The sequence below is a fragment of the Bordetella genomosp. 13 genome (assembly GCF_002119665.1).
Taxonomy (GTDB): Bacteria; Pseudomonadota; Gammaproteobacteria; order Burkholderiales; family Burkholderiaceae_B; genus Bordetella.
The window spans coordinates 1358171-1384307 of the sequence record NZ_CP021111.1 but is presented as its reverse complement, the minus strand read 5'-3'; the positions used below and the strand labels follow the sequence as shown (position 1 = coordinate 1384307).

14 protein-coding genes are annotated in these 26137 nt (G+C 70.4%); 2 read left to right on the top strand and 12 right to left on the bottom strand.

Annotated features, from left to right (window positions below; all coding sequences use genetic code 11):
- Positions 1–24: 24 nt before the first annotated feature.
- Genes CAL15_RS06235 through CAL15_RS06205 form a run of 7 tightly spaced genes read right to left on the bottom strand, consistent with a single transcriptional unit; the run spans position 25 to position 7723 of the window.
- On the bottom strand, positions 25–1035 hold the full coding sequence (locus CAL15_RS06235; RefSeq protein WP_232468132.1) for an NADPH:quinone oxidoreductase family protein: 1011 nt from the start codon (positions 1033–1035) through the stop codon (positions 25–27).
- Entirely contained in the window at positions 1032–1469 is a 438-nt protein-coding gene (locus CAL15_RS06230; protein ID WP_157666609.1) for a PaaI family thioesterase, read from the bottom strand. Before CAL15_RS06230 ends, CAL15_RS06235 begins: the two co-directional genes overlap by 4 nt.
- On the bottom strand, positions 1466–3148 hold the full coding sequence (locus CAL15_RS06225; protein ID WP_232468131.1) for a class I adenylate-forming enzyme family protein: 1683 nt from the start codon (positions 3146–3148) through the stop codon (positions 1466–1468). The genes CAL15_RS06230 and CAL15_RS06225 overlap by 4 nt, the downstream gene beginning before the upstream one ends.
- Before the next feature lie 14 nt (positions 3149–3162).
- Complete coding sequence (locus CAL15_RS06220; RefSeq protein ID WP_086077780.1) at positions 3163–3939, bottom strand: SRPBCC family protein; 777 nt, start codon at positions 3937–3939, stop codon at positions 3163–3165.
- Positions 3936–6353 carry a xanthine dehydrogenase family protein molybdopterin-binding subunit gene (locus CAL15_RS06215; RefSeq protein ID WP_086077779.1) on the bottom strand — a complete coding sequence of 806 codons (2418 nt, stop codon included), beginning with the start codon at positions 6351–6353 and terminating at the stop codon, positions 3936–3938. The genes CAL15_RS06220 and CAL15_RS06215 overlap by 4 nt, the downstream gene beginning before the upstream one ends.
- Positions 6340–6834, bottom strand: coding sequence for a (2Fe-2S)-binding protein (locus CAL15_RS06210; protein ID WP_086077778.1), 495 nt, complete (start codon positions 6832–6834; stop codon positions 6340–6342). The genes CAL15_RS06215 and CAL15_RS06210 overlap by 14 nt, the downstream gene beginning before the upstream one ends.
- A 4-nt stretch (positions 6835–6838) precedes the next feature.
- Positions 6839–7723, bottom strand: a complete 885-nt coding sequence (locus CAL15_RS06205; RefSeq protein WP_086077777.1) for an FAD binding domain-containing protein — start codon at positions 7721–7723, stop codon at positions 6839–6841.
- Between the two features lie 112 nt (positions 7724–7835).
- On the opposite strand from CAL15_RS06205, the gene CAL15_RS06200 reads away from it, so the two are divergent.
- Together CAL15_RS06200 and CAL15_RS06195 are read left to right on the top strand one after the other, a co-directional pair.
- Positions 7836–8741 carry a polysaccharide deacetylase family protein gene (locus CAL15_RS06200; RefSeq protein WP_086077776.1) on the top strand — a complete coding sequence of 302 codons (906 nt, stop codon included), beginning with the start codon at positions 7836–7838 and terminating at the stop codon, positions 8739–8741.
- A gap of 189 nt (positions 8742–8930) precedes the next feature.
- The gene (locus tag CAL15_RS06195) at positions 8931–10562 is read left to right on the top strand and encodes a methyl-accepting chemotaxis protein (protein WP_232468130.1); all 1632 of its coding nucleotides are present in this window, start codon (positions 8931–8933) and stop codon (positions 10560–10562) included.
- On the opposite strand, the gene CAL15_RS06190 is transcribed toward CAL15_RS06195, so the two are convergent.
- From CAL15_RS06190 to CAL15_RS06170, 5 genes are read right to left on the bottom strand one after another with little or no spacing between them, the layout of a single operon-like run.
- Entirely contained in the window at positions 10495–10821 is a 327-nt protein-coding gene (locus tag CAL15_RS06190; protein ID WP_086077775.1) for a DUF3325 family protein, read from the bottom strand. The genes CAL15_RS06195 and CAL15_RS06190 overlap by 68 nt on opposite strands.
- Positions 10814–12373, bottom strand: a complete 1560-nt coding sequence (locus CAL15_RS06185) for a PepSY-associated TM helix domain-containing protein (RefSeq protein ID WP_086077774.1) — start codon at positions 12371–12373, stop codon at positions 10814–10816. The genes CAL15_RS06190 and CAL15_RS06185 overlap by 8 nt, the downstream gene beginning before the upstream one ends.
- On the bottom strand, positions 12373–12699 hold the full coding sequence (locus CAL15_RS06180; protein ID WP_157666608.1) for an iron uptake protein: 327 nt from the start codon (positions 12697–12699) through the stop codon (positions 12373–12375). Before CAL15_RS06180 ends, CAL15_RS06185 begins: the two co-directional genes overlap by 1 nt.
- Before the next feature lie 21 nt (positions 12700–12720).
- Entirely contained in the window at positions 12721–14349 is a 1629-nt protein-coding gene (locus CAL15_RS06175) for a cyclic peptide export ABC transporter (RefSeq protein WP_086077772.1), read from the bottom strand.
- Positions 14343–26126, bottom strand: a complete 11784-nt coding sequence (locus CAL15_RS06170) for a non-ribosomal peptide synthetase (RefSeq protein ID WP_198299158.1) — start codon at positions 26124–26126, stop codon at positions 14343–14345. The genes CAL15_RS06175 and CAL15_RS06170 overlap by 7 nt, the downstream gene beginning before the upstream one ends.
- Positions 26127–26137: the final 11 nt, after the last annotated feature.

The following is a 26137-nucleotide window of genomic DNA, read 5'->3' as shown; positions in this document are numbered from 1 at the left end:
CGGACCGCGGTTGCCGGATCCGGATCAACGGGCAGCAGGGTCGCCGTTGGGCAAGAGGATGAGGCGCGCCGAGGCCTTGCGATCCTGCAGCTCCGCCAGGGCCTGCGCCGCGGACTCGAGCGGATAGGTGCGCGTCTGCGCCGGCACCAGCCTGCCCTCGCCGTACAGCCGGAAGATCTCCGACATGCAATGCGCCATCCTGTCGGGCGTGCGCTTGCGATAGTCGCTGACCTGCACGCCGCTGACCTCGATGTTCTTGAGCAGCACGTAGTTCATCTTCAGGGTGGGAATGCGCCCCGCCGCGAAGCCTATCACCACGAGCCGGCCGCACCACGCCACCGCGCGGATCGCGCCATCGAAGAAGTCGCCGCCCAGCGGATCCAGCACGATGTCCGCGCCCTTGCCATCGGTCAGCGCGTGGACCTGCTCGCGTATGCTGTCGCGCGGGTTTTCCCTGGACAGATCGATCCACGCGTCCGCGCCCGCGTCCAGCACCACCCGGGCACGGGCCTCGCTGGAAACGCCGGCGACCACTTTCAGTCCGTACGCCTTGGCCAGCTGCACCGCCGCCAGGCCCACGCCGCCCGAGGCGCCCAGGACCAGCACCGTGTCGCCCGCCTGGGCGCGACCGCGGTCGCACAGCGCGAACCACGCGGTGTCGTATGCCAGCGCCATGCCGGCGGCCTGCACGAACGGCAGGCTGTCGGGAATGCGGAAGCAGTCGGCGGCCTTCACGACGGCCTTCTGCGCGTATCCGCCCTGCTCGGCCAGGGTCAGCACGCGGTCGCCGACACGCACGCCGGTCACGTCGTCCGCGACGGCCGTGACGATGCCCGCCGGCAGCTTGCCCGGAACGAAGGGCCGCTCGGGCAGGAATTGATAAGTGCCGGAGACCACCAGCAGGTCGACGAAGTTGGCCGCGGTGGCCTGGACGTCGATCGACACATGGCCCGGGGCCAGTTCCGGATCGGGCACTTCCTCCACTCGCAACGTCTCGACGGGCCCGAACTCGCGTATCAATACTGCTTTCATCATTCCCCCTGGGTGCTGGAATCCAGACTGCTGAACGTGCCGCGGCCGGCGGCGGCCAGTTTGCCGTCGGCGTCGCGGATCTCGATGTCCACGCGGGCCACTGCCCGGCCCACCTTGAGCGTGCGGGCGGTCGCCGTCAGGTCCTGAGGCGGCGCGGGACGCAGGTAGTCGATGCGCAGGTCGATGGTGGGCGCCATGCGGCCGATCTGCACCGCCACGGCCGCGTGTCCGGCCAGGTCGATCAATGCGGCGATCACGCCGCCGTGGATGCCCGGACTGCCGGCCGCCCGGCCGAACGCCGGCTGGTATGGCAGCCGGATCACCACCGTTCCGCTGGCCGCATCGGCCGACACGGCCTCGGGCCGCAGCACGGCATGGAACGGCGGATGGGCCAGCTCGTGCCGCAGGCGCGCCAGCGCGTCGTCCGAGGCCGTCACGACGCCACCGCGGCGGCAGGCGTATAACGCACCGGCGCGACCTCGAGGCGCCCGGCCTGCACGTCGTCCGCCAGGCCGCGCTTGAATATCTTGCCGCTGGCCGTCAGCGGGATCTCGTCCAGGGCCACGAAATACTCCGGCATGTCGTAGCGCGACAGGCCCGACTCGTCCAGGTGCGCCAGCAGCGCTTCGGCGGTGCTGGTCTGGCCCGGCTTGTACATCACCGCCAGGCACACCTTCTCGCCCAGGCGCGCATCCGGCACGGGCAGCACCGCGGCGCGCGCCACGGCGGGATGCTGCATGGCCAGGTTCTCGATGCGAGCCGGATAGATGTTGTGCCCGCCGCGGATGATCAGGTCTTTCTTGCGGCCGGTGATGAGCAGATAGCCGTCCTCGGTGAGCTTGCCCAGGTCGCCGGTCATGAACCAGCCGTGCGAATTGAATGACTCTTCGGTGGCCTGCTGGTTGTCGAAGTAGCCCAGCATCAGGCTGGCGCCGCGCCCGCCGATCTGGCCGATCTCGCCGGCCGGCATTTCGCGGTCGGGATCCTCGGTGGACCAGATGCGCACCTCGTAGCCCGGGCAGGCGCGGCCGGAGGTGCCGATGATCTTGTCGGGGGAATCCGTGGGCAGCGTGTAGTGGTGCGAGCACGCCTCGGTCATGCCATATCCGCTCTGGGGCATGACGCCATGTTCGATCAGCCCCGCGACCACGTCGCGAGGCGCCGCCGCGCCCGACACCCGGAAACCTTCGAGGCGGCCCAGCCTCTTCAGCCCGCGCGTACGCAGCTCGTTCAGGATGTCGATGGCGTGGGTCGGCACGCCGAACAGGAACGTGGCGCCGGTCTCCACCAGCCGGTCGACCAGGCTCGCGCCGCGCGGCAGGTCATGCACCACCAGTTCCGCGCCGGTGGCGAAGGCGCTGATCATGGCGCCCAGGCCCAGGTTGTGACTGAGCGGACTCATCGTGTAGAGCACCGACTCGGGACCGAAGCGCCAGTCCTTGGCAATCGCCCGCGCGTTGGCCAGCAGCGTGTTGTCGCTGTGCATCACGCCCTTCGGTTCCCCCGTGGTGCCAGAGGTGAAGGCCAGGTACACGACACGGTTGGGATCTTGCGAGATGTCGCCCGCGGCGCCCGTCGCCGCGCCGCCGTCGCGCGGCGCCAGCAGGTCGGCCTGCGCCTGGCCGCCGTCCAGCTCGATGGCGAGCTTCAAACCGGCCATGTCCTTCAGGGACTCGAAGATGTCGCGGCGCGCGGCATCCGCGCCCCAGCCTCGCTGTCCGATGAAGGCCGCGGCGCGCACGCGCGTCATCAAGGCGTGGACGTCGGCCACGGTATGGTCGCGATGCAGCGACGGGCAGCAGGTGTACCCGTTGCGCGAGCACGCCAGCCACACGATGGCGGTCTCGACGCGACTGGCGGTCCACAGGCCCACGCGCTGTCCCGGCCGCACACCGGCATCGCGCAGCCGCGCGGCCAGCGCGTCGGCGCAGGCAATCAGCTGCGCATACGACAGGCGCACGGCGCCATCACGGATCGCGTAGCTGTCCGGCCGCGCGCGCGCCTGGGCCGACGCGCTGGCGTAGATGGTCTCGTCGCGCCAGTGGCCCGACGCATAGTAGGCGTTGATTTCCTCCGCGCTGAGCATGGTCAGCACGGTGTTTTTCTGGATAGACACTTGAAACTCCTAGATCAGGATGCCCGGCCGCCGAACCAGCCGCGCACCGTCGCCCATAGCGAGGAAAAGATGAGGGAAATGCCGCCGATGGGCTTCGCGGGCGGCAGCGGCGGCAGCTCGCCGGGCGCCGGCACGGGGCGTCCCGCCCTGTACAACGCGGCCGCGGCCGCCAGGCCCGCCGCGTGCCCGGCCGTGAAGCCGGCGCCGTAGCCCTCGCGATATCCCTGTACATACGCGTCGGCGCCGCCGCCGGCAGTGAAGCGGGCGGCATCAGGCTGCGGCTGGGGAGTCGGCTCGGGGGACGGCGCCGCCTCCGCCTGTGCGGCATGCGCCTTGATCTGCCCGATGCGCGTTTCCAGATTGCGCGCGAACTGGGCGATGATCTGGTTCGCGACGTTCTGGATCAGGCCCGCTCCGCGGCCGTACTGCGCCACCGCGCCGGACAGGGCCAGGTCGGTGGTGATCATGATCTTCGAACCCACGGCCGAGGGCTGGCAATGGAAGGCGATCTCGGCCTGGGCGTTGCCGCGTCCCTTGGCGTCGGCGCCCGCGGCCTCGACGCGCGCACGGCGCGCCGCATCGTCGACCTCGACGAAGCGCGCGTCGCACACGAAGACCAGGCCGACCGGTCCCAGCCGGACCGATATCCTGCCCTTGAAGTTGCGATCGTCCGTGCGCTCGACGAGCTCCGCGCCGGGCATGCACGGAACGATCACGGGTATGTCCATCAACAGCGGCCAGGCTTCCTCGGGCGGCAGCGAGACCTCGAAACTGTTCGTGAATTGCATCATGGTCCTTTCGCGGAATCGGGCATGCCGCCTGTGTCGGATGCATGCGGATCGGGCTGGGGAGACGTACGCGTCGACAGGTGCCGCAGCACGTCCTCCGGCAACACGGGCAGCCGGTCGATGGCGCCGGGCATGCCCAGCGCATCGTCGACGGCCGCCGCGATGGCCGCGCCGGCCGCATTCGTGCCGCCTTCGCCCGCACCCTTCAGGCCCAGCGGATTCAGCGGGCTGGGCGCGTCTTCGGTGATCATCACGTCCACCGGCGGCATCTCGTGCGCCGTCACCATCAGGTAATCGGCAAAGGTGGTCGACAGCGGCTGGCCCGCGGCGTCGTAATTGAATTGCTCGTACAGCGCGCCGCCCAGTCCCTGCGCCAGGCCACCCACGATCTGGCCTTCGATCATCTTCGGATTGACCGCGCGGCCGACGTCATAGGACACCAGGTATTTCTCGATGTGCACGATGCCCGTGCCCTCGTCCAGACGTACCTGGGCCACGTGGATGCCATACGGGTAGTTCATGTGCTCGCTGTAGAACCAGCCTTCGGCCGACAGGCCCGGAGCATGCCCCTCGCTGGTCTTCTGGCTGGGATGCAGATACGAGGCCACCTGAGCCAGCGTGACCCCCGCCGCATCGGGATCGCCGCGCGGACGCACGACGCCGTGGCGCACGTGCAGCGCATCCGGCGCCACGCCCAGCAGTTTCGAAGCCACGTCCAGCGCCTTGGCGCGCACCTTGCGCGCGGCGATCTGCGTGGCCGAGCCGGACATGACCGTCACGCGCGACGCGTGCGCGCCGTTGCCGAACTCGATCTGGTCGGTGCGCCCTTTCACGACCCGTATGGTCTGGTAGTCGACCCCGAGTTCGTGGGCGCAGATCTGCGCCAGCGCGGTTTCCATGCCCTGCCCCACCGATCCGGCTCCCGTGACCAGTTCCACGCAGCCGCTGCGATCCACCGTCAGGCGAACCACGTCGGACGGACCCAGCCCGGACTTCTCCACGAACATGGCCAGGCCCATGCCGACGCATTCGCCCGCGGCGCGGCGACGCGCCAGGTCTGCGCGCACGCCGTCCCAGCCCACGCGGGCCAATGTCTTGTCCAGCAGGCCCGCGTAATCGCCCGAATCGAGCAGCACGTCGACGCCCAGCGCGTCCAGGGGACGCTCATAGGGCATCTCGGTCTTGTCGATGAGGTTGCGGCGCCGGACGGTGATCGGGTCGATGCCCGCCTTCTGCGCGATGGCATCCATCAGGCGCTCGCGCACGAAGGTGGTCTCGTAGCGACCCGGAGCGCGATAAGTGGCGGCGGGCGTCTTGTTCGTCAGGCGGTAATGGCCCGCGACTTCGTAGGCGGGGACGCGGTAGGGTCCCAGCAGCAGGCCGGCCGACATGTCGGCCACGCGGGGTCCGTGCGTACGCACGTAGCCGCCCTGGCTGTGATAGAAGCGGTTGCGGATGCCCAGGATGCGGCCGTCGCTGTCGATGGCCGCGCTGATGTAGTGATACTGCTCGCGGGAGTGATTGGTGGCCAGCAGGTTCTCGCGCCGGTCCTCGATCCACTTGACCGGCCGCCGCAGGCGCAGCGCGGCCAGGCACACCAGGACGTCTTCGGGATAGAGTTCGCCGCGCACGCCGAAGCCTCCGCCGACGTGCCCCTCGTACAGGTGCACGCTGGCTGGCGAGCGGCCCAGCATCTTCGCCATCTCGTCGCGGTTCCAGTGCGACTTCTTGGCCGCGCCGTGCATCTCCAGCACGTCGCGCGAGGCGTCGTAGCGCGCCACCGCCCCGCGGCACTCCAGCGGCACGCCGCTGTGGCGGCCGACGGACAGGGCGAGGTCCACCTGCGCCCACGCGGCGCTGAAGGCCGACTCGACGTCTCCGTAGCCCTTGCGGATCACCGTGGGCTCGGTGCTGAGACCCGGCAAGAACTCCTGCGGCTCGTCACGCGCGTCCATCAGCGGCGGCAAGGTCTCGATGCGCATCTCGACCAGCGCGGCCGCGTCTTCGGCGATGTAGGGATCCGTGGCGAACACGGCGGCAACCGGCTCGCCGGCGTAGCGCACGTGGCTTTGCGCCAGAATGGGCTGGCAGTAGGGTTCCAGCCCCTGCACCTTGGTCGCGCGAAACGGAATGGGCGGAATATCGGCGACGTCCTGCCCGCTCCAGACCGCGATGACGCCCGGCATGCGGCGCGCCGCTTCGGCATCCACGGCCAGCACGCGGCCATGGGGCACCTGCGAGCGCACGATCCGCATGTGCAGCTGCCTGGGAAAGTTGACGTCGGCGGCAAAGCAGCCTTCGCCGCGAACCAGCGCGCGATCCTCCAGCCGCGTGACCGACTTGCCGATCACGGCGTCGGCCGGATCGACGGGCGTGGAGACATCGCCGGCGGGCGCCTCGATCTCAAGCGGGCTCATTGGACGCTGCCCCCTTCATGGTCTCGCGCGCCTGCTTCACGGCCGCGATGATGTTGCGGTATCCCGTGCACCGGCACAGGTTCGACGACAGGGCATCTACGATCTCGTCGTCGCCGATGTCGGGATTGCGTTCGAGGATGCCCTGCGCCAGCATCAGGAAACCGGGCGTGCAAAAGCCGCACTGCAAGGCATGCTGGTCGACGAAGGCCTGCTGCAGCGGATGCAGGCGCTCGGCGCAGGCCATGCCTTCGACCGTGCGGACGCGCTTGCCCTGGGCCTGCACCGCGAACATCAGGCATGCGCGCACCGGCTCGCCGTCGACCAGCACGGTACAGGCGCCGCACACGCCGTGCTCGCAGCCGATATGCGTGCCGGTCAGGCCGCAGTCCTCGCGCAGCGCGTCCGCCAGGTTGCGCCTGGGCTCGACGCGCAGGTCGAAGGTCTCGTCGTTCACGCTGAGCGAAATGTCGATCTGGTCCATGCATTCATCCTTGCGTATGCGGGCGGTCGGCCGGCGCGCATGCCTTTGCCAGCGCGCGGCGCACCACCGTCTGCGTGAGATGCCGGCGGTAGCGCTGCCCGTCTTCGGTAATGTCCAGCGGCACGACGTCGTCGCCGGCCGCGCGCGCCGCGGCCTCGATCAGGGCGGGCGTGGCCGCCTGTCCTTCGAGGATCGCCTCGGCAGCCGCGATCCGGCGCGGCGTGCTTTCCACGCCGCCCAACCCGATGCGCACGTTGCGCAGGACGCCCTGCTCGTTCTCCAGCACCGCCAGCGCCATCGCCTGCGCGAAATCGCCGGCGCGGCGGCTGACCTCTTCGAATCCGAAACTCACGGCCGGCGACAGCAGCGGCAGGCGCGTGGACACCAGCAGTTCGTCGGCGGCCAGCGCGGTGGTCATGTAGCCGAGGAAGAAATCGGATGCGGCAATCTCGCGCGATCCGGCCATGCTGCGCACCTGGAACGTCGCGTCCAGCGTGACGCTGACCAGGCACCACTCCGACGCCGGATCGGCATTGGCGATGCTGCCGCAGAAGGTGCCGCGCGTACGGATGGGCAGGTGCGCGATATGCCGCACCACCGTGCTGAGCAGCGCGCCCAGCGGCCCGCCCGCGACGGGCGCATGGAAGGCGGCATGCCGCACGCAGGCGCCGATTTCCAGCTGGCCGTTGCGTTCGGCCAGCTCTTGCAGCGACGCGACGCCGTTGATGTCGACCAGATACGCCGGCTGTGCGAAACGCAGGGCCATCGCGGGCACCAGCGTCTGGCCGCCAGCGATGACGCGCCCATCGTGCTGCGCCACGTCGGCGAGCATCATCACTGCCTGCTCGACCGAAGTGGCCTCGTAATACGTGAACTTGCTGGGCTTCATCTGGGCTCCATCCGGTTCGGGATGTCAACGTATTGGAATAATAACCAATTTTGGTACACTTGTGCAGCCCTTTCCCGTCGGTGTTTTCCGCCATTCGCCTCAAGGAGCCCTCATGCTGCTGCCGCACCACAACCGCTATGCCTACAGCCCGATAACGGAACGCCCGACCTATTCCTGGCCGGACGGCAAACGGCTGGCCTTCTTCATCGGCCTGAACATCGAGCACTTCGCGTTCGGCGCGGGCCTGTCCCATTCGCTGTCCGTCCCGCTGCCGGGCATCGACCAGCGCGCCTTCGCGTGGAGCGACTATGGAAACCGCGTAGGCATCTGGCGCATCTTCGGCCTGCTGGACGAGCTGGGCCTTCCCGCCGCGCACCTCATCAACACCACCCTCTTCGAGTATGCGCCCCAGATCCTCGAGCGGATCAAGGCGCGCAAGGACGAGGTCATCGCGCATGGCCGCACCAACGCGGAGCGCCACGCCGGCATGTGGGAACGGGACGAGGCCCGCTTCATCGCCGAGGTGCGCGACGAGATCGAGAAACACTGGGGCCAGGCGCCGCGCGGCTGGATGGCGCCATGGATGTCCGTCACGCCGGTCACGCTGGACCTGCTGGACGAGGCGGGCTTCGAGTTCGTGATGGACTGGCCGGCCGACGACCAGCCCCTGTGGATGAAGACGCGCGGCGGCCGCATCATGTCGGTGCCCTACCCCTTCGAACTGAACGACTCGCCGCAGATGCTGGTGCGCCAGCAAAGCCCCGACGACTTCAGCCAGGCCATCATCGACCAGTTCGAGGAAATGCTGCTGCAAAGCGAAAGCCAGCCGCTGGTCTTCAGCCTGGCACTGCACGCCATGATCGTCGGCCAGCCCTATCGCCTGCGCGCGCTGCGCCGCGCCCTGCACTACATCGCGAACCATCCGCAGCGCGACCAGGTATGGTTCACGCTGCCCGGCGACATCCACGCGCACTGCAGCCGGTTGCCCCACGGAACGCTGGCCGAACCCCGGCGCTAGGACGCGGACGCGACCGGACCGAAAACAAGGCCGGGATTACCGCGAATGGCGCGGCCCTCGCAATTGCGATAAAACCTCCTCCACCCGGCGGCCCGGCATGCATGCATGCGTCATGCCGCCGTATAACGAGACGCGGCCTCGCGCCGCGCACCTGTTGCAGCGATCGAAGTTCCTGGGAGGGGAGTACGAGTGACAGCAATAGGCCATAGCACCATCCGAAGCCTGGCCGTGGGCGCTGCCTGCGCGCTGGTCGGCGTCATCGTCGCCGCCGCGGCCGGACCCGCCACGCCGCAGGCCTTGCTGCCCGCGGCGCTTGCCGCCATCACCGCGCTGGCGGCCTGGCGGCTGTGGGACCCATACCGCCGCCGCGACGACACCCACCGGCTGGAGCGCGCCGGCGCCGAGGTGGACCATATCGTCATCGGGGCGGCCGAGACCTCGCACTTCATCGACGCCATCAAGAAACAGGTGGATCGCGACCTGCAGGCCACCGAGCACATCGCGGCCCGCGCGGCCGACACCGCGCAGAGCACCGAACAGATCGCGCAGAGCGCCGCCGAGGCCTCGCGCATCGCCGCCGAGGTGCGCGAACAGAGCGTGGCGGGTCGGGCCGAGGTCGACCAGGGGTGGCGCCTGATCGACCAGGCGCGCCAGGACGCGCAGCAGTCCAGCGCGCTGATGGAAGACCTGCAGGACAAGTCCCGGCACATCCACGGCATCACCGCCACCATCAACGAAATCGCCATGCGCACCAACCTGCTGGCGCTGAACGCGGCCATCGAGGCGGCGCGCGCGGGCGAGCATGGCCGCGGGTTCGCGGTGGTGGCCAGCGAAGTGCGTCAACTGGCGCTGCGCACCAAGGAAGCCACCGACGACATCGGCGCCATGGTGCGCGAGATCGCCGAGCAGGCCGAACGCGCCGCCGGCGGCATGGCGTCTTTGACGCACAAGGTGCAGGAAGCCGCGCAGAACGTCCAGCGGGTGCACGGGTTCCTGGGCGGCATCGAACGCTCGGCCGGCGTATCGCAGGACGCGGTCCAGCAGATCGCCGACGCGTCGCACGAGCACGTGACGACCACGCGGGCCATCTCCAAGGCCGTCTCGCACATCCGCGACGGCATGGTGGCCACGCACGCCGAACTGCCGCGCGCCACGCAGTCGGCCATGCAGCTGAGCGAACGCGGCGAGACGCTGCTGGCGGTCCTGGCCGAGCTGGCCGTGCGCACCGCTCACGACCCGGTGCGCGAAGCCGCCCAGCGCGCCGCGCGGGCCGTGGGCGAACTGTTCGAACGAGCCATCGCCGAAGGCCGCATCACCGAGGCGGCGCTGTTCGACCGCCGCTACGTGCCGATCCCGGGCACCGATCCCGTCAAGCACTCCAGCGCCTTCGACGCCTACACCGACCAGGCGCTGCCGCCGATCCAGGAAGGCCTGCTGGAGGACATGCCGTGGCTGGCGTATGCGGGCGCGGTGGACGACCGCGGCTACTTTCCCACGCACAACCGCAAGTTCTCGCAGCCGCTCACGGGCGACTACGAACACGACCTGGTGCACAACCGCACCAAGCGCATCTTCACCGACCGCACGGGATCGCGCTGCGGCAGCAACACCCGGCCCTTCCTGCTGCAAACCTACAAGCGCGACACGGGCGAAGTCATGCATGACCTGTCGGCGCCCATCTACGTGAACGGCCGGCATTGGGGCGGCTTTCGTATCGGCTACCGATCGGCGGAGACGCCGCGTCCGGCGGGCGCTACCCTGATCGCCGCATCACCCAGCGCAGCAAGGGCGCCAGCCAGCCCGGGCGCCAGGTCAGCGTAAAGGCCACGAGCATGGCGGCCAGGCTGATGTCCATTGCCCAGAGCAGCGCGCCGAATGCCGGGCCCGCCAAAGATATCGCGGCACACAGGGCGGCCAGCAACAACACGCCGGCCGCCAGGCGCAGGCTCTGCCCGGCCGCGGCCGTTGGTTCCGGCAGTTCGCAGCCCGCGATATCGTCCCGATGGCGCGCCATGGCGCAAGCCATCAGCGCGAAAGCCAGATAGCCCAGCAGCAGCGCGAGGCCGAAGGCTTCAAGCATGGCGCGCCTCGCCGACGCTGCGGTAGGCGCGTTCACGCAGCGCGAGACGCCGGGCCGCCCATGCCGCCACGGCCGCGGTCGCCAGCAGCACGAAGTCGGTGCCGGCCACGGCCCAGTCGCCGCGCGCGACGGTGCGCACCAGATGGTCCCCCGTGGACAGGGCATTGCCGACGACGCAGGCCAGGGCCAGCGCGGCGATCGTCGCGCACTGCATGCGCCACGGAGCCGACCCGTCGCGCCGGCGCAAGGCGCCCACGATGCCGTGCAGCGCCGCCAGCAGCCAGGCGCCGCAGAAGACCAGCACTTCGATCCACTGCCTCGCCGCCATGTGAGGCGGCAAGGCGCGATTGGCCAGCAGCATCGCCAACGTGGCCAGTATCAATCCGGTGATGGCGGCGCAGGCCACGCCGGCCACCAGCGCGGCGCCGAGCCTGCCCTGCTGGGCGTGCCTGGCGCGGCGCTTCTCGACCCAGTACAGCATGCCGGTGGCGATCAGCACACAGCCCGCCAGGCCGCCCAGGAAGTACAGCCAGCGCAGCACGTCGCTGTCGAAGGTGACCGAATGCAGTTCCACCATGAACCGCTGCACGGACGTGACCGGCATCGCAGGCGCGGTCTGCAGCACCGCGCCGCTGGGCCCGTCGAAGTACACGGGCTCGAAGCCGCGCCCGATGCCGTCCTGCACCGACCGGCGGATCTCGACGTAGGCATTGGCATCGCCCGGGTAGCGCACGCGCACGGACGCGGCCTGCCCACCGCCCCACACGCGCTGGGCCTCGGCCACCATGGCGTCCAGCGAGGACAGCGGCGCGGGCTTCATCGCGGGAGGCCGGTCGTAGCGGGAAAGCCATTGGGTATAGAAGGTGTTGGGTCCCTCGGGATACAGCGCCTGGATCGCGGACGGCAGATAGATGAGGAAGAAGATCACCAGCCCCGAGAAGGTGATGACGAAGTGGAACGGCAGCGCCAGCACGCCCATCACGTTGTGCAGGTCCAGCACGCTGCGCTGCAGGTTCTTGCCCGGCCGGAACGTGAAGAAGTCCTTGAACAGCCGCGCATGGATGATGACGCCCGAAACGATGCAGGCCAGCATCACCATGCCGGCGAAGCCGATCAGCCATGCGCCCAGGTCGGCCGCTCGCAGGTGCAGGTTGTAGTGCAGCGGGTAGAAGAACCGGGTGGCGCCCAACGTGCCGGGATCGGGCAGCAGCGTGCCGGTGTGCGGGTCGGCCAGGCGCAGCACGCGGCCGAATGGGCGGCCGTCAATGGCCAGCGCCAGCGAAGGATCCCTGGCGTCGGGCAGGTCGGCCAGCCATTGCAGCACCTGGCCGCCGGGCGGCGCGGCCTGCTGCACCAGCGGCGCCACCACGCGGTCCAGCGACACCGCGTGGGTGGGTGCGGGCAAGCGGGTGTCCGGCATCATCCAGCGGTCCAGCTCGCGGTCGAACACCGCGATCGAACCCATCAGGAAGGCCACCATCAGCAGCAGGCCGGTGGCCACCCCGCCCCAGGTGTGGGCCCACTGCATGGAGTCGCGCAGGCTCCAGCGCATCAGGCGGCTCCGGCATGCTGCGCCAGCACGCGTGCCAGCAGGGTCAGCAGCAGGCCGCCGCCGCCCAGGACAAGTGCCGTGCGCAGCAGCCTGCGCGTGGCGATGGCCCACAGCGCGGCCACCAGGTACACGAGGAAGCCCGCCATGGCGAACACCATCACGGCCTCGCTGCGCGCCATGCCGGCGCGAGCCAGCAATACCGCGCCCAGCGCGCAGACGCCCCAGGCAAATCCATAGGCGAACACGATGACCACGACCGCGCGCGCCCACAGGACGCCGCGCCCGCCGGCCACCATGCGGCCATCAGGAATGGTTTTTGTTTTCACGGGCGTCTTTTTACAACGAAATCAGGCGGCGCTGTACTCGCGGCGCGGCATGGTCTCTTCGTGCAGCTGGCCGCTTTCCATGCGCAGCATGCGGTCGGCCAGGGGGAAGTAGCGATCGTCGTGCGTGATCACCAGGACGCCCTTGCCCAGGCGGCGCAGCTCGGGCAGGACCTCGCGGTAGAACACCTCCTTGAACGCCGGGTCCTGATCGGCCGCCCATTCGTCGAACACCAGGAATGGGCGCTCGTCCAGATAGGCCTCTACCAGGGCCAGCCGCTTGCGCTGTCCCTGCGACAGCGCGCGCGTGCTGAACGCCCCGTCCCGCATGCGCACCTTGTGCTGCAAATGCAGCCGGCCCAGCAGGGCGTTGCCGCGCGCGTCGTGCTCGGCCGAATCCGCGCCCAGCAGGCTTTCGAACAGGTAGAAGTCGGAGAACACCGTGGCGAAGAGCTGGCGATAGTCGGCGCGCGCGTCGGGCGGCACGGGCACGCCGTCCAGCAGGATCCGGCCCGACTCGGGCTCGTACAGGCCGACCAGCAGCTTGGCCAAGGTGGTCTTGCCGCTGCCGTTGCCGCCCACCAGATACGTGATCTCGCCCGGGCGCAGCGTCAGGTCGATGGGCCCCAGGGTGAACATATCGTCGCTCTGCTCGTGGTAATAGCGGTGCGTCACGCCCTCGAGGGTCAGCGTGCGCGGCATGGGCAGCACGCGGTCCTGCGCGGCCACCGGTTCCTGCGGCAGGCTGGCCATCAGGTCGTCGATGCGGCGTGCCGATACGCGGGCCAGGTTCACCAGCGGCAGGTTCTTCAGCAGCACTTCCAAGGGCGTCACCATGAACAGGATGACCAGCACGAAACCCGTCGTGATGCGCTGCGGATGGCCCGGCTCGGCGAACACCAGGAACAGCAGCACCCCGATCAGAGCGTAGATCAACAGGTTGCCCCAGCTCGCGGCGGCGACGAAGATCGACATGCCGCGCGTGCGCGCCCGGCGCAGGCGCTCGATGGTGGGCTCGAGCAGGCGTCCCGCGAACGCGCGCGACTTGCCGCGGCTGAGCTTCAGTTCCTTGGCGCCGCCTGCCATGGCGCCGAAGTGTTCGAACAAGCGGTCCTGTTCGCCGGCGGCCCGCTCGAGATGGCCCAGCGCCCGCATGTGGCCCAGGTGGTAGCCCAGCGCGCCCAGCACGATGGCGGCCAGCGCGCCCAGGAATACCGGCCACGACAGCACCGACAGATAGGCCAGGCAGCCCAGCACCACGACGGTGTTGCTGACCAGCCCGGGCAGCGCCACGAACAGATTGGCCAGCGTGGCGCTGTGATCGGTCAGCGCGCTTTGCACGCGGGCCGTGCCGACGGTCTCGAACTGCCGGTATGAAGCCCCCAGCACCTTGCGCGACAGGCCGATGCGCAGGTTCGCCTGCGCCTGCTGGCTGAGACGCTGGAACAGCATGCCCGCCGCCACGTGCGCGCCGATGGCGCATGCCACGGCGGCGGCGAACGGCAAGGCCAAGGCGACGCGCGCGGCCCCTTCGGCCGCGAGGGCCGAGTTCACCAGCGCGATCAGCGTGACGTTGCTCGCTCCGCCCAGCAGGCTGACGCACACCGCCAGCATCAGCAGCGCGCGCGATTGACGGATCAGAGTGGCTAGCATGTGGGAGTTCCTTGACGCCGCAGCGCGTGAGACAGCGCGTCCTGCAGCGCGCGATGCATGGCCGGACTGGCCAGCAGGTTCAGATGGTCGGTGCCTGCGATGGTCGCCAGGCGGCCGGCCAGCCTCGCATGGGCGGGCCAGTCGGGCTGCGCGACGCCGCCATTGGCCGAGGCCTCGGACTGCCAGGCGCACACGTCCACGGCGACGGGAGTTTCAGGCATCGCATAGCCCAACGCCAATCGCAGGCAGTTCAGTTCGCTCCACAGCGCATACTCGCGGCTGGCGGGCCGCGGACCATCCAGCGGCAGCCCGGGCCCGTCCTCTCCGGTGTGCCGTCCCACCACCTCGAGCAGGAAGTGCCAGTACTGCGGCGGCGAGAATGCGGCCAACAGGGCGTGCCAGCGCGACGCCATCGCCGAACGCGCCAGCCAGCCGTGCAGTTCGGCCTCGAGCCTGGCCAGCAGCGCATCCGGCGGCGCCTGCACTGCGGCCAGCCGCGTCCGCAGGCGCGTGAAGTCGGACACGTCCAGCATCGCGGCCAGGCGCAGGTCCGCCCTGCCCCGCAGCTGGCGGGCGATCTCCAGCGACAGCAGGCCGCCGATGGACCAGCCCACCAGGCAGAACGGCTGACCGCGGTCCTGCGACAGCAGCAGATCGGCGTAGCGTGCCGCCAGATCGGGCAGCGTGAGCGCGGCCCACTGCTCCTCCAGTTCGGGCGGGCTGTGCAGCCCGACCACGGGGCGGCCCAACGACAAGCCCTGGGCCATGGCGCGATACTCTTCCGCGTTGCCCAGCCGCGCCGGCACGCCATAGCAGGCGGGCTGCGCGTCCGCTTGCCCTGCCAGGCGGATGAGGCCCGGGGCGGGGTGCCGCGCCAGTTCCGCCAGGCGGCTCGCCAGGTCGCGGGCGGTACGATGGGCGTAGAGGTCAGCCAACGCCGGCGCGGCCGGCAGCATGCCTTGCGCGGCCAGTTCCCGGCAGCGCGCCAGCAGCCGCACCGCGTCGATGGACGTGCCGCCCAGGTCGAAGAAGTCGTCCTGCTCCGCGGGCTGCGCGTCATCGAGCGCCAGCACTTCGCGCCAAAGCCCCAGCAGCGCGTGCGACACCGCGGCTGGCGGCTCCACGGCCGGGCGCGCCGAGGATGCGGGCGATGCCGACCCCGCAACGGAGTCATATATCGGCACGCCGATCTCGGCCGCCTCGGCCACCGTGCGGCCGGCGTCCTGCCCCAGCCGCAGCAACAGCGCCTCGAACTCGTCCATCAGCGGCGGCACGGCGTCGGCCGCGATCTCCGCGCGGTCGTACTCCAGGCGCAGCGTCAGGCCGTTGGTGGGCAGAATGACGACGGTGATGGGATAACGCGTGGCGCCCCGGTTCACCACATTGGAGAACCGCACGGTCTGCCGCGAGCCGCGCTTGAGCGCGCTGTCCACCGGATAGTTCTCGAACAGCATGAGCGTGTCGAACAGGGGCCTGCCGCTGCGGCCGGCCCAGCGCTGCACGTCATAGAGCGCCACGTGTTCGCGCTGGCGCAGCTCGAGATTGTGCCGCTGCAGGTCGCGCAGCCACTCGCCGACCCGCTGGCCGGGCTGCAGGCGCTGCACCACCGGAAGCGTATTGATGCTGAGTCCGGTCAGGTTGTCCAGCCCGGGCAGGTCGCCCGAACGCCCCGCCACTGTGGCGCCGAAGGCCAGCACCGGCTCGCGCAGGCGACGCTGCAGCACCAGCAGCCAGGCCGCCTGCACCACCGTGTTGACCGTGACCTGCTGGCTGGCCGCATGGCGCTGCAGGCGCTCCACCTGCGCGGGGTCCAGCCGGCGCTGCACCAGCCCGTAGTGCTCTGCCGCCCGGTCGCCCGGCCTCGGCAGGGTCGGCGCCAGCAGCGTGGGGCGCGCCAACGGCGCAACGCGTTCGCGCCAGAAGGCACGGTCGTCCTGCGCGTCGTGGCCGCGCAGCCACGTCAGATACTCGCGATGGGTGGCCACGGGCCCGCAAGCGGCCGGCAACGCCTCGCCCGCATACTCGCGCAGCACCTCGCCCAGCAGCGTGGACATGCTCCAGCCGTCCAGCAGCAGGTGGTGCCAGGTCCATACGTAGCGATAGTCGCGCGCCTGCGGCTGGCCGACCTGCACCAGCACCAGCCGCATCAGCGGCGCGCGCTCCAGGTCGAAGCCGCGGCCGTACTCGTGGTCGCACAGGGCCTGCCAGTCCGCGTCCACGTCGGATCGGCCGGTCCAGTCCCGCACGTCCGCGGGGAACTCCAGCGTGCGCAGCACCAGCTGCAGCGGCTCGGGCAGGCCGCCCTGCCACACGATGGCGGTGCGCAGCACGGGGTGGCGCGCCACGGCGGCGCGCCAGGCTGCGATGAAGCGCGGCGCGTCGAAATCGGCCACGCGCGCCTGCATCTGCACGATGTTGGCCACCGACCCGGGCTTGAGCAGCGCGTCGTGCAGCATGCCCTGCTGTATCGGCGTGGCCGGATAGAGGTCCTCCAACTGGGCTGGCGGCACAGCCAGGCGCCGCAGCAAGGCATCGAGGCGGGTCTGGTCCAGGCCGGCCAGCGGCACGTCGGAAGGCGTGATGCCCTTGACCTGCCCTCCTTCGCACAGTGCGATCAGCGAACGCAGGCGTGCATGCATGTCCGCGAGCAGCGCCGCGACGGTATCCGCGCGCAGCTGGGCGCCGCCGTATCGGCAATCGATCCGCAGCCGCCCTCCCGATACGCGTGCATTGAAGGCCAGCGCCTCGCCCAGCGGCGTGTCGGGGGCGAGCCCGCCGCCCAGCGGCTCGTCCGCCAGGCGCAGCAGCGCATCGGCGGCGGCGCCGGCGTCGAGCTGGCCCAGGTAGTTGAACGTGATGGACGCCGCGGCTCCCGCGAGCGCCTGGCGCGTCTCGCCATCGCCCAGGTACTTCAGCACGCCATAACCCAGCCCCTTGCGCGGCACCGCGCGCAGCGCTTCCTTGACGGCCTTCAGCGTCGCCTCCGGCCCATCGTGCACCGGCAGGGCCACCGGATAGACGCTGGTGAACCAGCCCACCGTGCGATGCAGATCGATCTCGGGGAACCACGGCTCGCGGCCATGGCCTTCGAGGTTGATGCCCACCGTGTCCCGCCCGGTCCAGTGCGCCACCGCGCCGGCCAGCGCGGCCAGCAGCAGGTCGGAAATCTGCGTGCGATAGGCCGCCGGGGCTTCGTGCAGCAGCTTGGCCGTGGCCTGCGCATCGATCTCGATACGTTCATGGCGGGCCTGCGCCTGGGTATTGGCTGCCCGTGCATCGTCCAGCGGCAGCGCGATCGCGGCGGCCTCCCGCTGCGCTCGCCAGTACGGCAGCTCGGACAGCAGTTCGGGCGAACGCGCCCGTTGCGCCAGCCTGTCTGTCCAGGCCGCCAGCGAACTGGTGCGCGGCGGCAGGCCGACGCACGCGTCCGACTGCAGTTGGCGATACGCCGTCTGCAGGTCCTCCAGCAGCACGCGCCACGACACGCCGTCCACGATCAAGTGATGCGCGACGAACAACAGCCGCTGCTCGCCCTGCGGCAGCTGAACCAGCCATGCCTGCGCCAGCGGCGGCCGCTGCAAGTCCAGCGAGGCCTGGCAGCGCCGGCACACGGCGTCCAGCGACTCGGCGCCATCCAGCGCCTCGCGATGCAGCGGCACGGCGGGCGCCTCGGCCTGATAGAACTGTTTCCAGGCGCCATCGGCGGCGTCGCGCACGAAGCCGAGCCGGAAGGCATCATGATGCGCGGCGAGCGCCTGCAGCGCCTGCTCCAGCACATCGCCATCCAGCGTCTCGCTCGGCGTCAGCAGCAGCGATTGGTTCCAATGATGGCGCTGCGGCAGGTCCTGGGCGAAGAAGGAAGCCTGGATGGGCGTCAGCGCGGCTTGTCCCTCGGCGCGCTCGGTGCCCGCCACGGCAACGGCCTGCGCGCCGGCCAGCTGCGCCACCCTGGCCAGTTCCGCCACGGTCTGGTGTTCGAACAACTGGCGCGGCGCCAGCTGCAGACCGGCCCGCCGCGCGCGCGCGACGATCTGCAGCGTCAGGATGGAATCCCCGCCCAGTTCGAACAGATTGTCGTGTCGGCCCACCCGGGCCACACCCAGCACCTCGCGCCAGACGCCGGCCAGCGCGGTCTCCAGCGCGCCCTGAGGAACCTCGTACTCCCGCTCGCTTTCGAACGACGGCGCGGGCAGCGCGCGGCGGTCGATCTTGCCGCTGGTATTCAGCGGCAATGCAGGCATCACCGTCAGCGAAGCCGGCACCATGTAGTCGGGCAGTTGGGAGCGCAGCATGTCTTTCAGGACCTGCGGCTGCGGATCGCAACCGGCATGCGGCGCCACGTAGGCGGCCAGGCGGGCGCCCGTACCGTCCCGATGCGCCACCACCACGGCCTGCGCCACGTCGTCGTGCGCCAGCAGGCGAGCCTCTATCTCGCCCAGTTCGATGCGAAAGCCCCGTATCTTTACCTGATGGTCGATGCGGCCCAGATACTCCAGCGCGCCGTCGCGAGTCCAGCGCACCAGGTCGCCGGTGCGGTACAGGCGCGCGCCCGGCGGGCCATACGGATCCGGCAGGAAAGCCGCCGCGGTCTGGCCGGGGCGGTCCAGGTAGCCGCGCGCCAGGCCTGCTCCGCCCAGGTACAGTTCCCCCGTCACGCCTATGGGCACCGGGTTCAGCGCGTCGTCCAGCACGCGGGCCACCCGCTCGCCCACCGGTCCGCCGCCGGGCGCGTCGCCCCCGCAGATCGGCGCGTACGGCGTGCGCAATTGTGACGCCGCGGTCTCGGCATACGCCTTCCATGTCAGCGGCGTCACCACCGTTTCCGTCGGCCCGTAGCCGTTGATCAGCAGCCGCGGCCGCAGGGCGCGCACGACTTGCGCCAGCGTGGCCTGGGGCATGGCCTCGCCGCCGAACGAGTACAGGTCCACCGGCGGGGGATCGCCGGCCTCTTCCGCCCATTCGGCCAGCTGCTTCAGGTACACGGGCGGAAAGCCCGCGTTGGTGATGCGATAGTCGTGCAGCGCCTGCCAGGTGCGCTGCGCGGACCACAGCTCATCGTCACGCAGCTGCACCATGCCGCCGGCCGCCAGCGCCGACAGCCAGCGCTCGTGCGCGCCGTCGAAGGCGAAGGACAGGAAATGCAGCTCGCGCGTATGCGCGCCCATCTCGTAGCCGTCGATGGTGGCCCGCACGTGCATGGCCAGCGGCCCGTGCGGCACCGCCACGCCCTTGGGTTTGCCGGTGGACCCGGAGGTGTAGATGACGTAAGCCAGGCTGCCCGCATGCAGCGCGGCCGGTTCGAACGCATCGGACTGCCGCGCCAGTTCCGCCTCGTCCCATGTCCAGATCGCCGGGCCGGCGCCGCACGCATGCGCCATCGCCCCGCGCAGCGCAGGCTCGGTCAGCAGCAGGCAGGCGCCGCTGTCCTGCACGATGTCGGCCAGCCGCTGGGCGGGGTAAGCGGGATCCAGGGGCACGTAGGCGCCGCCCGCCTTCAGCACCGCGAGGTAGGCCGCGAGCGCCCGCGGCGATCGTCCCATGGCCACGGCCACGCGCGACTCGCGTCCCACCCCGCGCGCGCGCAGCACTCCCGCCAGCCGGTTCGATACGGCGTGCACGCGGGCGTGGGTCCAGACTTCGTCGCCCAGGGCCGCGGCGGCCGCATCCGGCCGTTGCGCGGCATGCGCCGCGATCATCTGGTGGACCAGCGGCCCCGCGGTATGCCGCGGCTCGGCGCCGCCCCACCGCTGCAGCAGCGCCGTTTCCTCCGCATCCGGCAGCGCCAGCGCGGCCAGCCGCTGCTGCGGCGCCTGCGCCAGCTGCGTCATGGCGTGCACCAGATGGCGGCCCAGCGCCTGGACCACGTCCTCGCCGTATACCTCTCGGTCGTAGCCCAGGCGCAGGCGCAAGCCTTCCTGCTGCACGACGGCAAGCGTCAGCGGGTAATGCGTCTGCTCGCGAAGCGCGGGCGCGTCGATGACCAGCCCGCCGGGCGCCGCTTCGCGCAGCGTGCCGTCCACCGGATAGTTTTCGTAGACCACCAGCGTATCGAACAGACCCCGCCCGGCCGCGCCCGTCCAGCGCTGTATCTCGTAAAGCGGCGTGTGCTCGTGTTCGCGCGAGGCAAGGTTCTGCGACTGCACCTCGCGCAGCCACTCGGCGGCCGTCATGGTTCCCGAGGGCATGCCGAGTACGGGCAAGGTATTGATGAACAGGCCCAGCATGTCGTGGGAGCCGGGCAGTTCCTGCGGGCGCCCGGCCACCGTCACGCCGCAGACCACGGCATCCTGCCCCGTGTAGCGCTGCAGTACCAGCAGCCACGCAGCCTGCACCAGCGTGTTGAGGGTCACGCGCAGGCCGCGCGCCGCCTGCGCCAGGGCTTCGAAGCTCGCATGATCCAACTGCGTGACGTGCTCGGTGTGGCCGGCGATGGGCGCGCGAGGCGCGGCCACCGCACCCGCCAGGTGCGTGCCGCTGCCCGCCGGCGCCAACAGTTCGCGCCAGTACCGCTCGCTGGCGCGCGTGTCGCGCCCGGCCAGCCAGGCCAGGTAGTCGCGGAAGCGCCCTCGCCGCGCCGCGGGGCGCACGCCGCCGTACTCGCGCAGCACTTCGCCCAGCAGGCGCGACGTGCTCCAGCCGTCGAGCAAGAGGTGATGCACGGTCCAGATCACGCGATAGCGCTCGGCGTCCAGCCGCACCAGCACCAGCCGCATCAGCGGCGGCTCCGCCAGCGTGAATCCGCGCGTGCGCTCTTCGCCGGCCAGCGCGTCCAGCCGTGCCTGCAGGTCCGGCGCCGAGGCTTCTGCGCGCCAATCCAGTTCGCGCAAAGGCAACTCGGGCGCGCGCGCCACCCACTGCAGCGGCTCGCCCGCCCCGCCGGGCTGGGCCAGGAAGCCCGTGCGCAGGACATCGTGCCGCGCCATGGCGGCCCGCCATGCAGAGGCGAAGCGCTTCACGTCCAGCCCGACCACGTCGACGCACAGCTGATTGACGTAGGAGGGAACGCGGCCTTCGCTGGTATCGTCGTACAGGCTGTGGAACAGCATGCCGGCCTGCATGGGCGCAAGCGGGTACAGGTCCTCGACCTGGCGCGCGGGCAGCGGCAGCGCGTCCAGCTGTGCCTGCGTCAGCGCGACCAGGGGAAAGTCGGATGGGGTGAATCCCTGGGCGCCCAGGCAGTGCCGGATGAGCGCGCGCAGCTCTTCGGCCGTGCGCGCCAGCACACGTTCGATGCGCGGCGCCTCGAAGCGCGCGCCGTCATAGAAGGCGGTCAGCGCGAGCCGCCCTTCATGCACCTGCCCCGTGACGGCAAGGGGGTGCGACAGCGGCGCGCCGGCGTCCCGGGTGGCGCCCGCGCCTTCTCGCGCCAGCCGCCACGGCGCATCGGCGCCGAAGCTGTTGTCGAACTGCCCCAGATAATTGAACTGCACCTCGGGCTGCGGCAGCGTCGCCATGGCCAGCCGGTCGCCGGCCGCGCCCAGATATCGCAGCAGGCCGTGTCCCAGGCCGCGCCCCGGCACCGAACGCACCGACTCCTTCACGCGCTTCAAGGCATCGCCCGGCGTGCCGTTGGGCGCCAGGCGGACGGGGTAGATGGTCGTGAACCAGCCGACGCTGCGGCTGAGATCCATATCGTCCGCCAGCGGCTCGCGGCCATGCCCTTCGATGTCCACCAGGATCTCGCTGCTGCCGGTCCACTCGCACAGTGCCCGTCCCAGTGCGGTCAGCAGCACGTCGTTGACCTGTGTGCGATAGGCTGCCGGCACCTCCTTCAGCAACTGGCGGGTCTCCTGCGTGGACAGGTTCACCGTGCAGCGGGCCTGGTTTGCCTGAAGGCCCCCGGCGCCCTCCTGGCCCGGCAAGGTGGCGCGCACCGCTTCCTGAGCCTGCCAATACGGCAGCTCGGCACGCACCGCATCGTCATGCGCGTGCTGCTGCAGCCGGCGCGCCCATTCCTGGTACGACGCGCTGGCTGGCGGCAGCGCCGGCGGCTGCCCCAGCGCGGCCTGGCGATAAGCCGATGCCAGGTCCTCCAGCAGCACCCGCCAAGACACGCCGTCCACCACCAGGTGGTGCACCACCAGCAGCAGCCGCCATCCCGCGTCGTCCGCATCGATGGCGACCGCGCGCAGCAACGGCCCCGCGGCCAGGTCCAGGCTGCGCTGCGCCTCTTCGCAAACCTGCTGCAGGGCCGCTTCGCCGCGGACCTGCCGTTGCCACAGCACGGTATCGGCAGCGTCGGCATGCTCGGCATACGCCTGGCTCCACTCGCCGTCCAAGCCTTCGCGATAGCGCAGGCGCAGCGCGTCGTGCGTGGCCAGCACCGCGTCCAGCGCCTGGCGCAGCGCGTCCGCATCCAGGGCGGCATCGGCGTGCAGCAGCACGGCCTGGTTCCAGTGGTGGCGCCGCGGCACTTCGCCTTGGAAGAAGCGCGCCTGTATCGGCAGCAGCGGCTGCGCGCCGCCGGCCCGCTGCGGCGCATGCGGCGCGCGCTCGGCCAGCGCTTGCGCCACCTCGGCCAGCCCGGCGATGGTCTGGTGTTCGAACAGCTGCCGCGCGCTCAGCTGCATGCCCGCCTTGCGCGCACGGGCCACGATCTGCAGGCTTAGGATCGAGTCACCGCCCAGTTCGAAGAAGTTGTCGTCGCGGCCCACCTGCGCCACGCCCAGCACTTCGCGCCAGATGCCGGCCAGCAGGATCTCGCCCTCGCCCCGCGGCGCTTCGAACCGCGCGCTGGCGGAAAACTCCGGCGCGGGCAGCGCCTTGCGGTCTATCTTGCCGTTGGGGCTGAGCGGCATCTCGGTCAGCACCACGATCGTCTGCGGCACCATGTACTCAGGCAGACTGCTGCCCAACGCCGCTCGCAATGCCTGCGCGTCCACGCGCGTATCGGTCCCGCCCACCACGTAGCCGACCAGCCGCGCGCCCTGTGCATCGTGGTGGGCCACCACCACCGATTGCGACACGCCTGGCTGGGCGGTCAAGGCGGCCTCGATCTCGCCCAGCTCGATGCGCAGGCCACGGATCTTCACCTGATGATCGGTGCGGCCCAGATACTCCAGGGCGCCGTCGGCGCGCCAGCGGCACACGTCACCGGTACGATACAGGCGCCCTCCCGTGCCGCGCGGGTCCGGCACGAAGCGTTCGGCCGTCAGCCCGGCACGGCCCAGATAGCCTCGCGCCAGCCCGATGCCGCCAAGGTACAGCTCGCCCGCCACGCCCACGGGCACGGGCTCCAGCCGGCCGTCCAGCACATGCGTCTGCACGTTGGCGATGGGCCGGCCGATCGGCACGGCCGCGCCGCCGGTGGGCGAGCACTGCCAGTACGTGACGTCGATGGCCGCCTCGGTGGGACCGTAGAGATTATGCAGGCCCGCCCATGGCCACTGCGCCAGCGCGCGGTCCTGCAGTTCGCCCGGCAGGGCTTCGCCGCTGCAGATGATGCGCTTGAGCGACGGGCACCGCCCCGCCTCGCCGGCCAGCGCCGCATGGGCCACGAAGGCCTGCAGCATCGATGGCACGAAATGCAGGGTGGTGATGCCGTGCCGCGCGATCAGCGCGGCGAGGCGGACGGGGTCGCGATGGTCGCCGGGCCCGGCCACCACCAGCCGCGCGCCCGTCATCAGCGGCCAGAAGAACTCCCAGACCGACACGTCGAAGCTGTACGGCGTCTTCTGCAGCACCGCATCGCGTTCGTCCAGGTTGTATTCGGCCTGCATCCAGGCCAGCCGGTTGTACAGCGCGCAGTGCCGGTTGCCCACGCCCTTGGGGCGGCCCGTGGAACCCGACGTATAGATGACGTATGCCAGATGTTCGCCATGCAGCGGCTGGCCGGGGATGTCTTCCAGGTCGTCGGCGGATGCGTCCGCGGCCATGCCGACCGATTCGTCGATGTCGATCACCGCGCAGCCGTGCGCCGGCAGGCGCGCGCGCAGGCGAGACTGCGCCAGCAGCAGGCTCACGCCGCTGTCGGCCAGCATGAATGCCAGGCGATCGGCCGGATAGTCCGGATCCAGCGGCACATATGCGCCGCCCGCCTTCATGATGGCCAGCAGGGACAGCACCAGTTCCAGCGAACGTTCGGCGGCCACGCCCACTTTCACGTCCGGGCCCACGCCGCGCGCGCGCAGCTGCCGCGCCAGCCGATTGGCCCGCGCGTTCATCTCGGCATAGCTCAGCGTGCTGGCCCCGAACTGCAGGGCGGGCGCGTGCGGCTGCGCCGCGACGCGCGCCTCGATGAGGCGGTGGACGGGAACGGGCTGGCCGAGGTCGCACGGCGCATGGCCCCAGGCGTGCAGCCGCGCCCGCTCATCGTCGCCCATCAGCTCGGCCTGCATGACCGGCGCGTCCGGCTGGCGCAGCATGGACTGCAGCAGATGCGCATAATGTCCGCGCAGGCGCTGGATGGTGGCCTCGTCGAACAGGTCGGTGTTGTATTCCAGCGCCGCCCTGGCGCGCCCGCCTTCGATCACCACGTCCAGCATCACGTCGAACTTGGCCGTGACGTGCTGGTCGACGATGGGATGCACCTGCAGGCCGTCCAGGTCCAGCGTCAGCGAGCGCGCCGCCATGCGCAAGTTGAACAGCGTCTGGAACACCGGGCTGCGGCTGTTGTCGCGTCGCACCTTCAGCGTCTCGAGCAGCATCTCGAACGGCAGGGCCGCATGGTCCAGCGCGGCCACCGCCTCGTCGCGCAGCCGTCGGCAGAGGCCCGCGTAGGTATCTGCGTCGGCCAGCCGCACCGGATAGACCTGGGTGTTGACGAAGAAGCCCACCAGGTCCTGCACCTCGGGCAAGCTGCGGCCGGCGTGCGGCACGCCCACCGCGAACGACTGCTGGCCGCTGTAGCGCGCCAGCAATACCTGCCAGGCCGCCAGCAGCGGCACGAACGGCGTGAGGCGATGGGCCTTGCAGAACGCCTGCACCGCCGCGGTGAGCGCGGGATCGAACTCCCACGAGACGCGCGCGCCGTTGAACGTCTGGTTGGGCGGACGCGGACGATCCAGCGGCAGGTCCAGCGCGGCAGGCGCCGCGCCCACGTGTGCGCGCCAATAGTCCAGGTCGGCCGCCATGCGCTCGCGGCCCTGCGGCGTGCGCTGCCACCGGGCGAAGTCCGCGTACTGCGAGGGCAAGGGCGCCAGGCTGGCCTTGCCTTGCGTGCGCGCCTGCAGATACGCCTGGGCCAGGTCGCGCACCAGCAGCGGATTCGACCAGGCATCGGACACGATGTGATGCAGGCAGATCAGCAGCACGTGCTCTTGTGGCCCCAGCCGCACCAGCGAGGCGCGTATCAGCGGAGGCTGCGACAGGTCGAAGCGGTGGGCCGCGTTCTCGCGCAGCAGGCGCGCCAGTTCGTTCTCGCGTTCGGCCGCCGGCAGATTGGCCAGGTCGACCTGTTCCAGCCGGAAAGCGGCCTGGTGCAGCACTTCCTGGCAAGGCTGGCCGTCCTGCTCGAAGAAGCGGCTGCGCAGCACGCCATGCCGCTCGACCAGTGCGGCGAACGCGATCTGAAGCGCCTCGCCGTCCACCACGCCATACAGGCGGAAGGCGCTGGGCAGGTTATACGCCGTCAGGTCGGGTTCATAGGTCTGCAGGAACCACAGCCGCTGTTGCGAGCACGACAGCGGCGCCACCGTGGCGGACGTGTGCACGTCGAGCGTGCCGGCCCCAGTGGCCAGTCCGTCTTCCAGCAGCAAGGCCAACAGCGCGTCGTCATGATCCTGCATGAAGCTATCCTCGAACATGGCCGGCTCGGCGGCCGGGAGCGATTGGGGCATGGGCATCGGGT

Coding starts and splice junctions, on each gene's coding strand:
- CAL15_RS06235 (WP_232468132.1), bottom strand. CDS start 1,035: ATGATGAAAGCAGTATTGATACGCGAGTTCGGGCCCGTCGAGACGTTG.
- CAL15_RS06220 (WP_086077780.1), bottom strand. CDS start 3,939: ATGATGCAATTCACGAACAGTTTCGAGGTCTCGCTGCCGCCCGAGGAA.
- CAL15_RS06215 (WP_086077779.1), bottom strand. CDS start 6,353: ATGAGCCCGCTTGAGATCGAGGCGCCCGCCGGCGATGTCTCCACGCCC.
- CAL15_RS06210 (WP_086077778.1), bottom strand. CDS start 6,834: ATGGACCAGATCGACATTTCGCTCAGCGTGAACGACGAGACCTTCGAC.
- CAL15_RS06205 (WP_086077777.1), bottom strand. CDS start 7,723: ATGAAGCCCAGCAAGTTCACGTATTACGAGGCCACTTCGGTCGAGCAG.
- CAL15_RS06200 (WP_086077776.1), top strand. CDS start 7,836: ATGCTGCTGCCGCACCACAACCGCTATGCCTACAGCCCGATAACGGAA.
- CAL15_RS06190 (WP_086077775.1), bottom strand. CDS start 10,821: ATGCTTGAAGCCTTCGGCCTCGCGCTGCTGCTGGGCTATCTGGCTTTC.
- CAL15_RS06185 (WP_086077774.1), bottom strand. CDS start 12,373: ATGCGCTGGAGCCTGCGCGACTCCATGCAGTGGGCCCACACCTGGGGC.
- CAL15_RS06175 (WP_086077772.1), bottom strand. CDS start 14,349: ATGCTAGCCACTCTGATCCGTCAATCGCGCGCGCTGCTGATGCTGGCG.
- CAL15_RS06170 (WP_198299158.1), bottom strand. CDS start 26,126: ATGCCCCAATCGCTCCCGGCCGCCGAGCCGGCCATGTTCGAGGATAGC.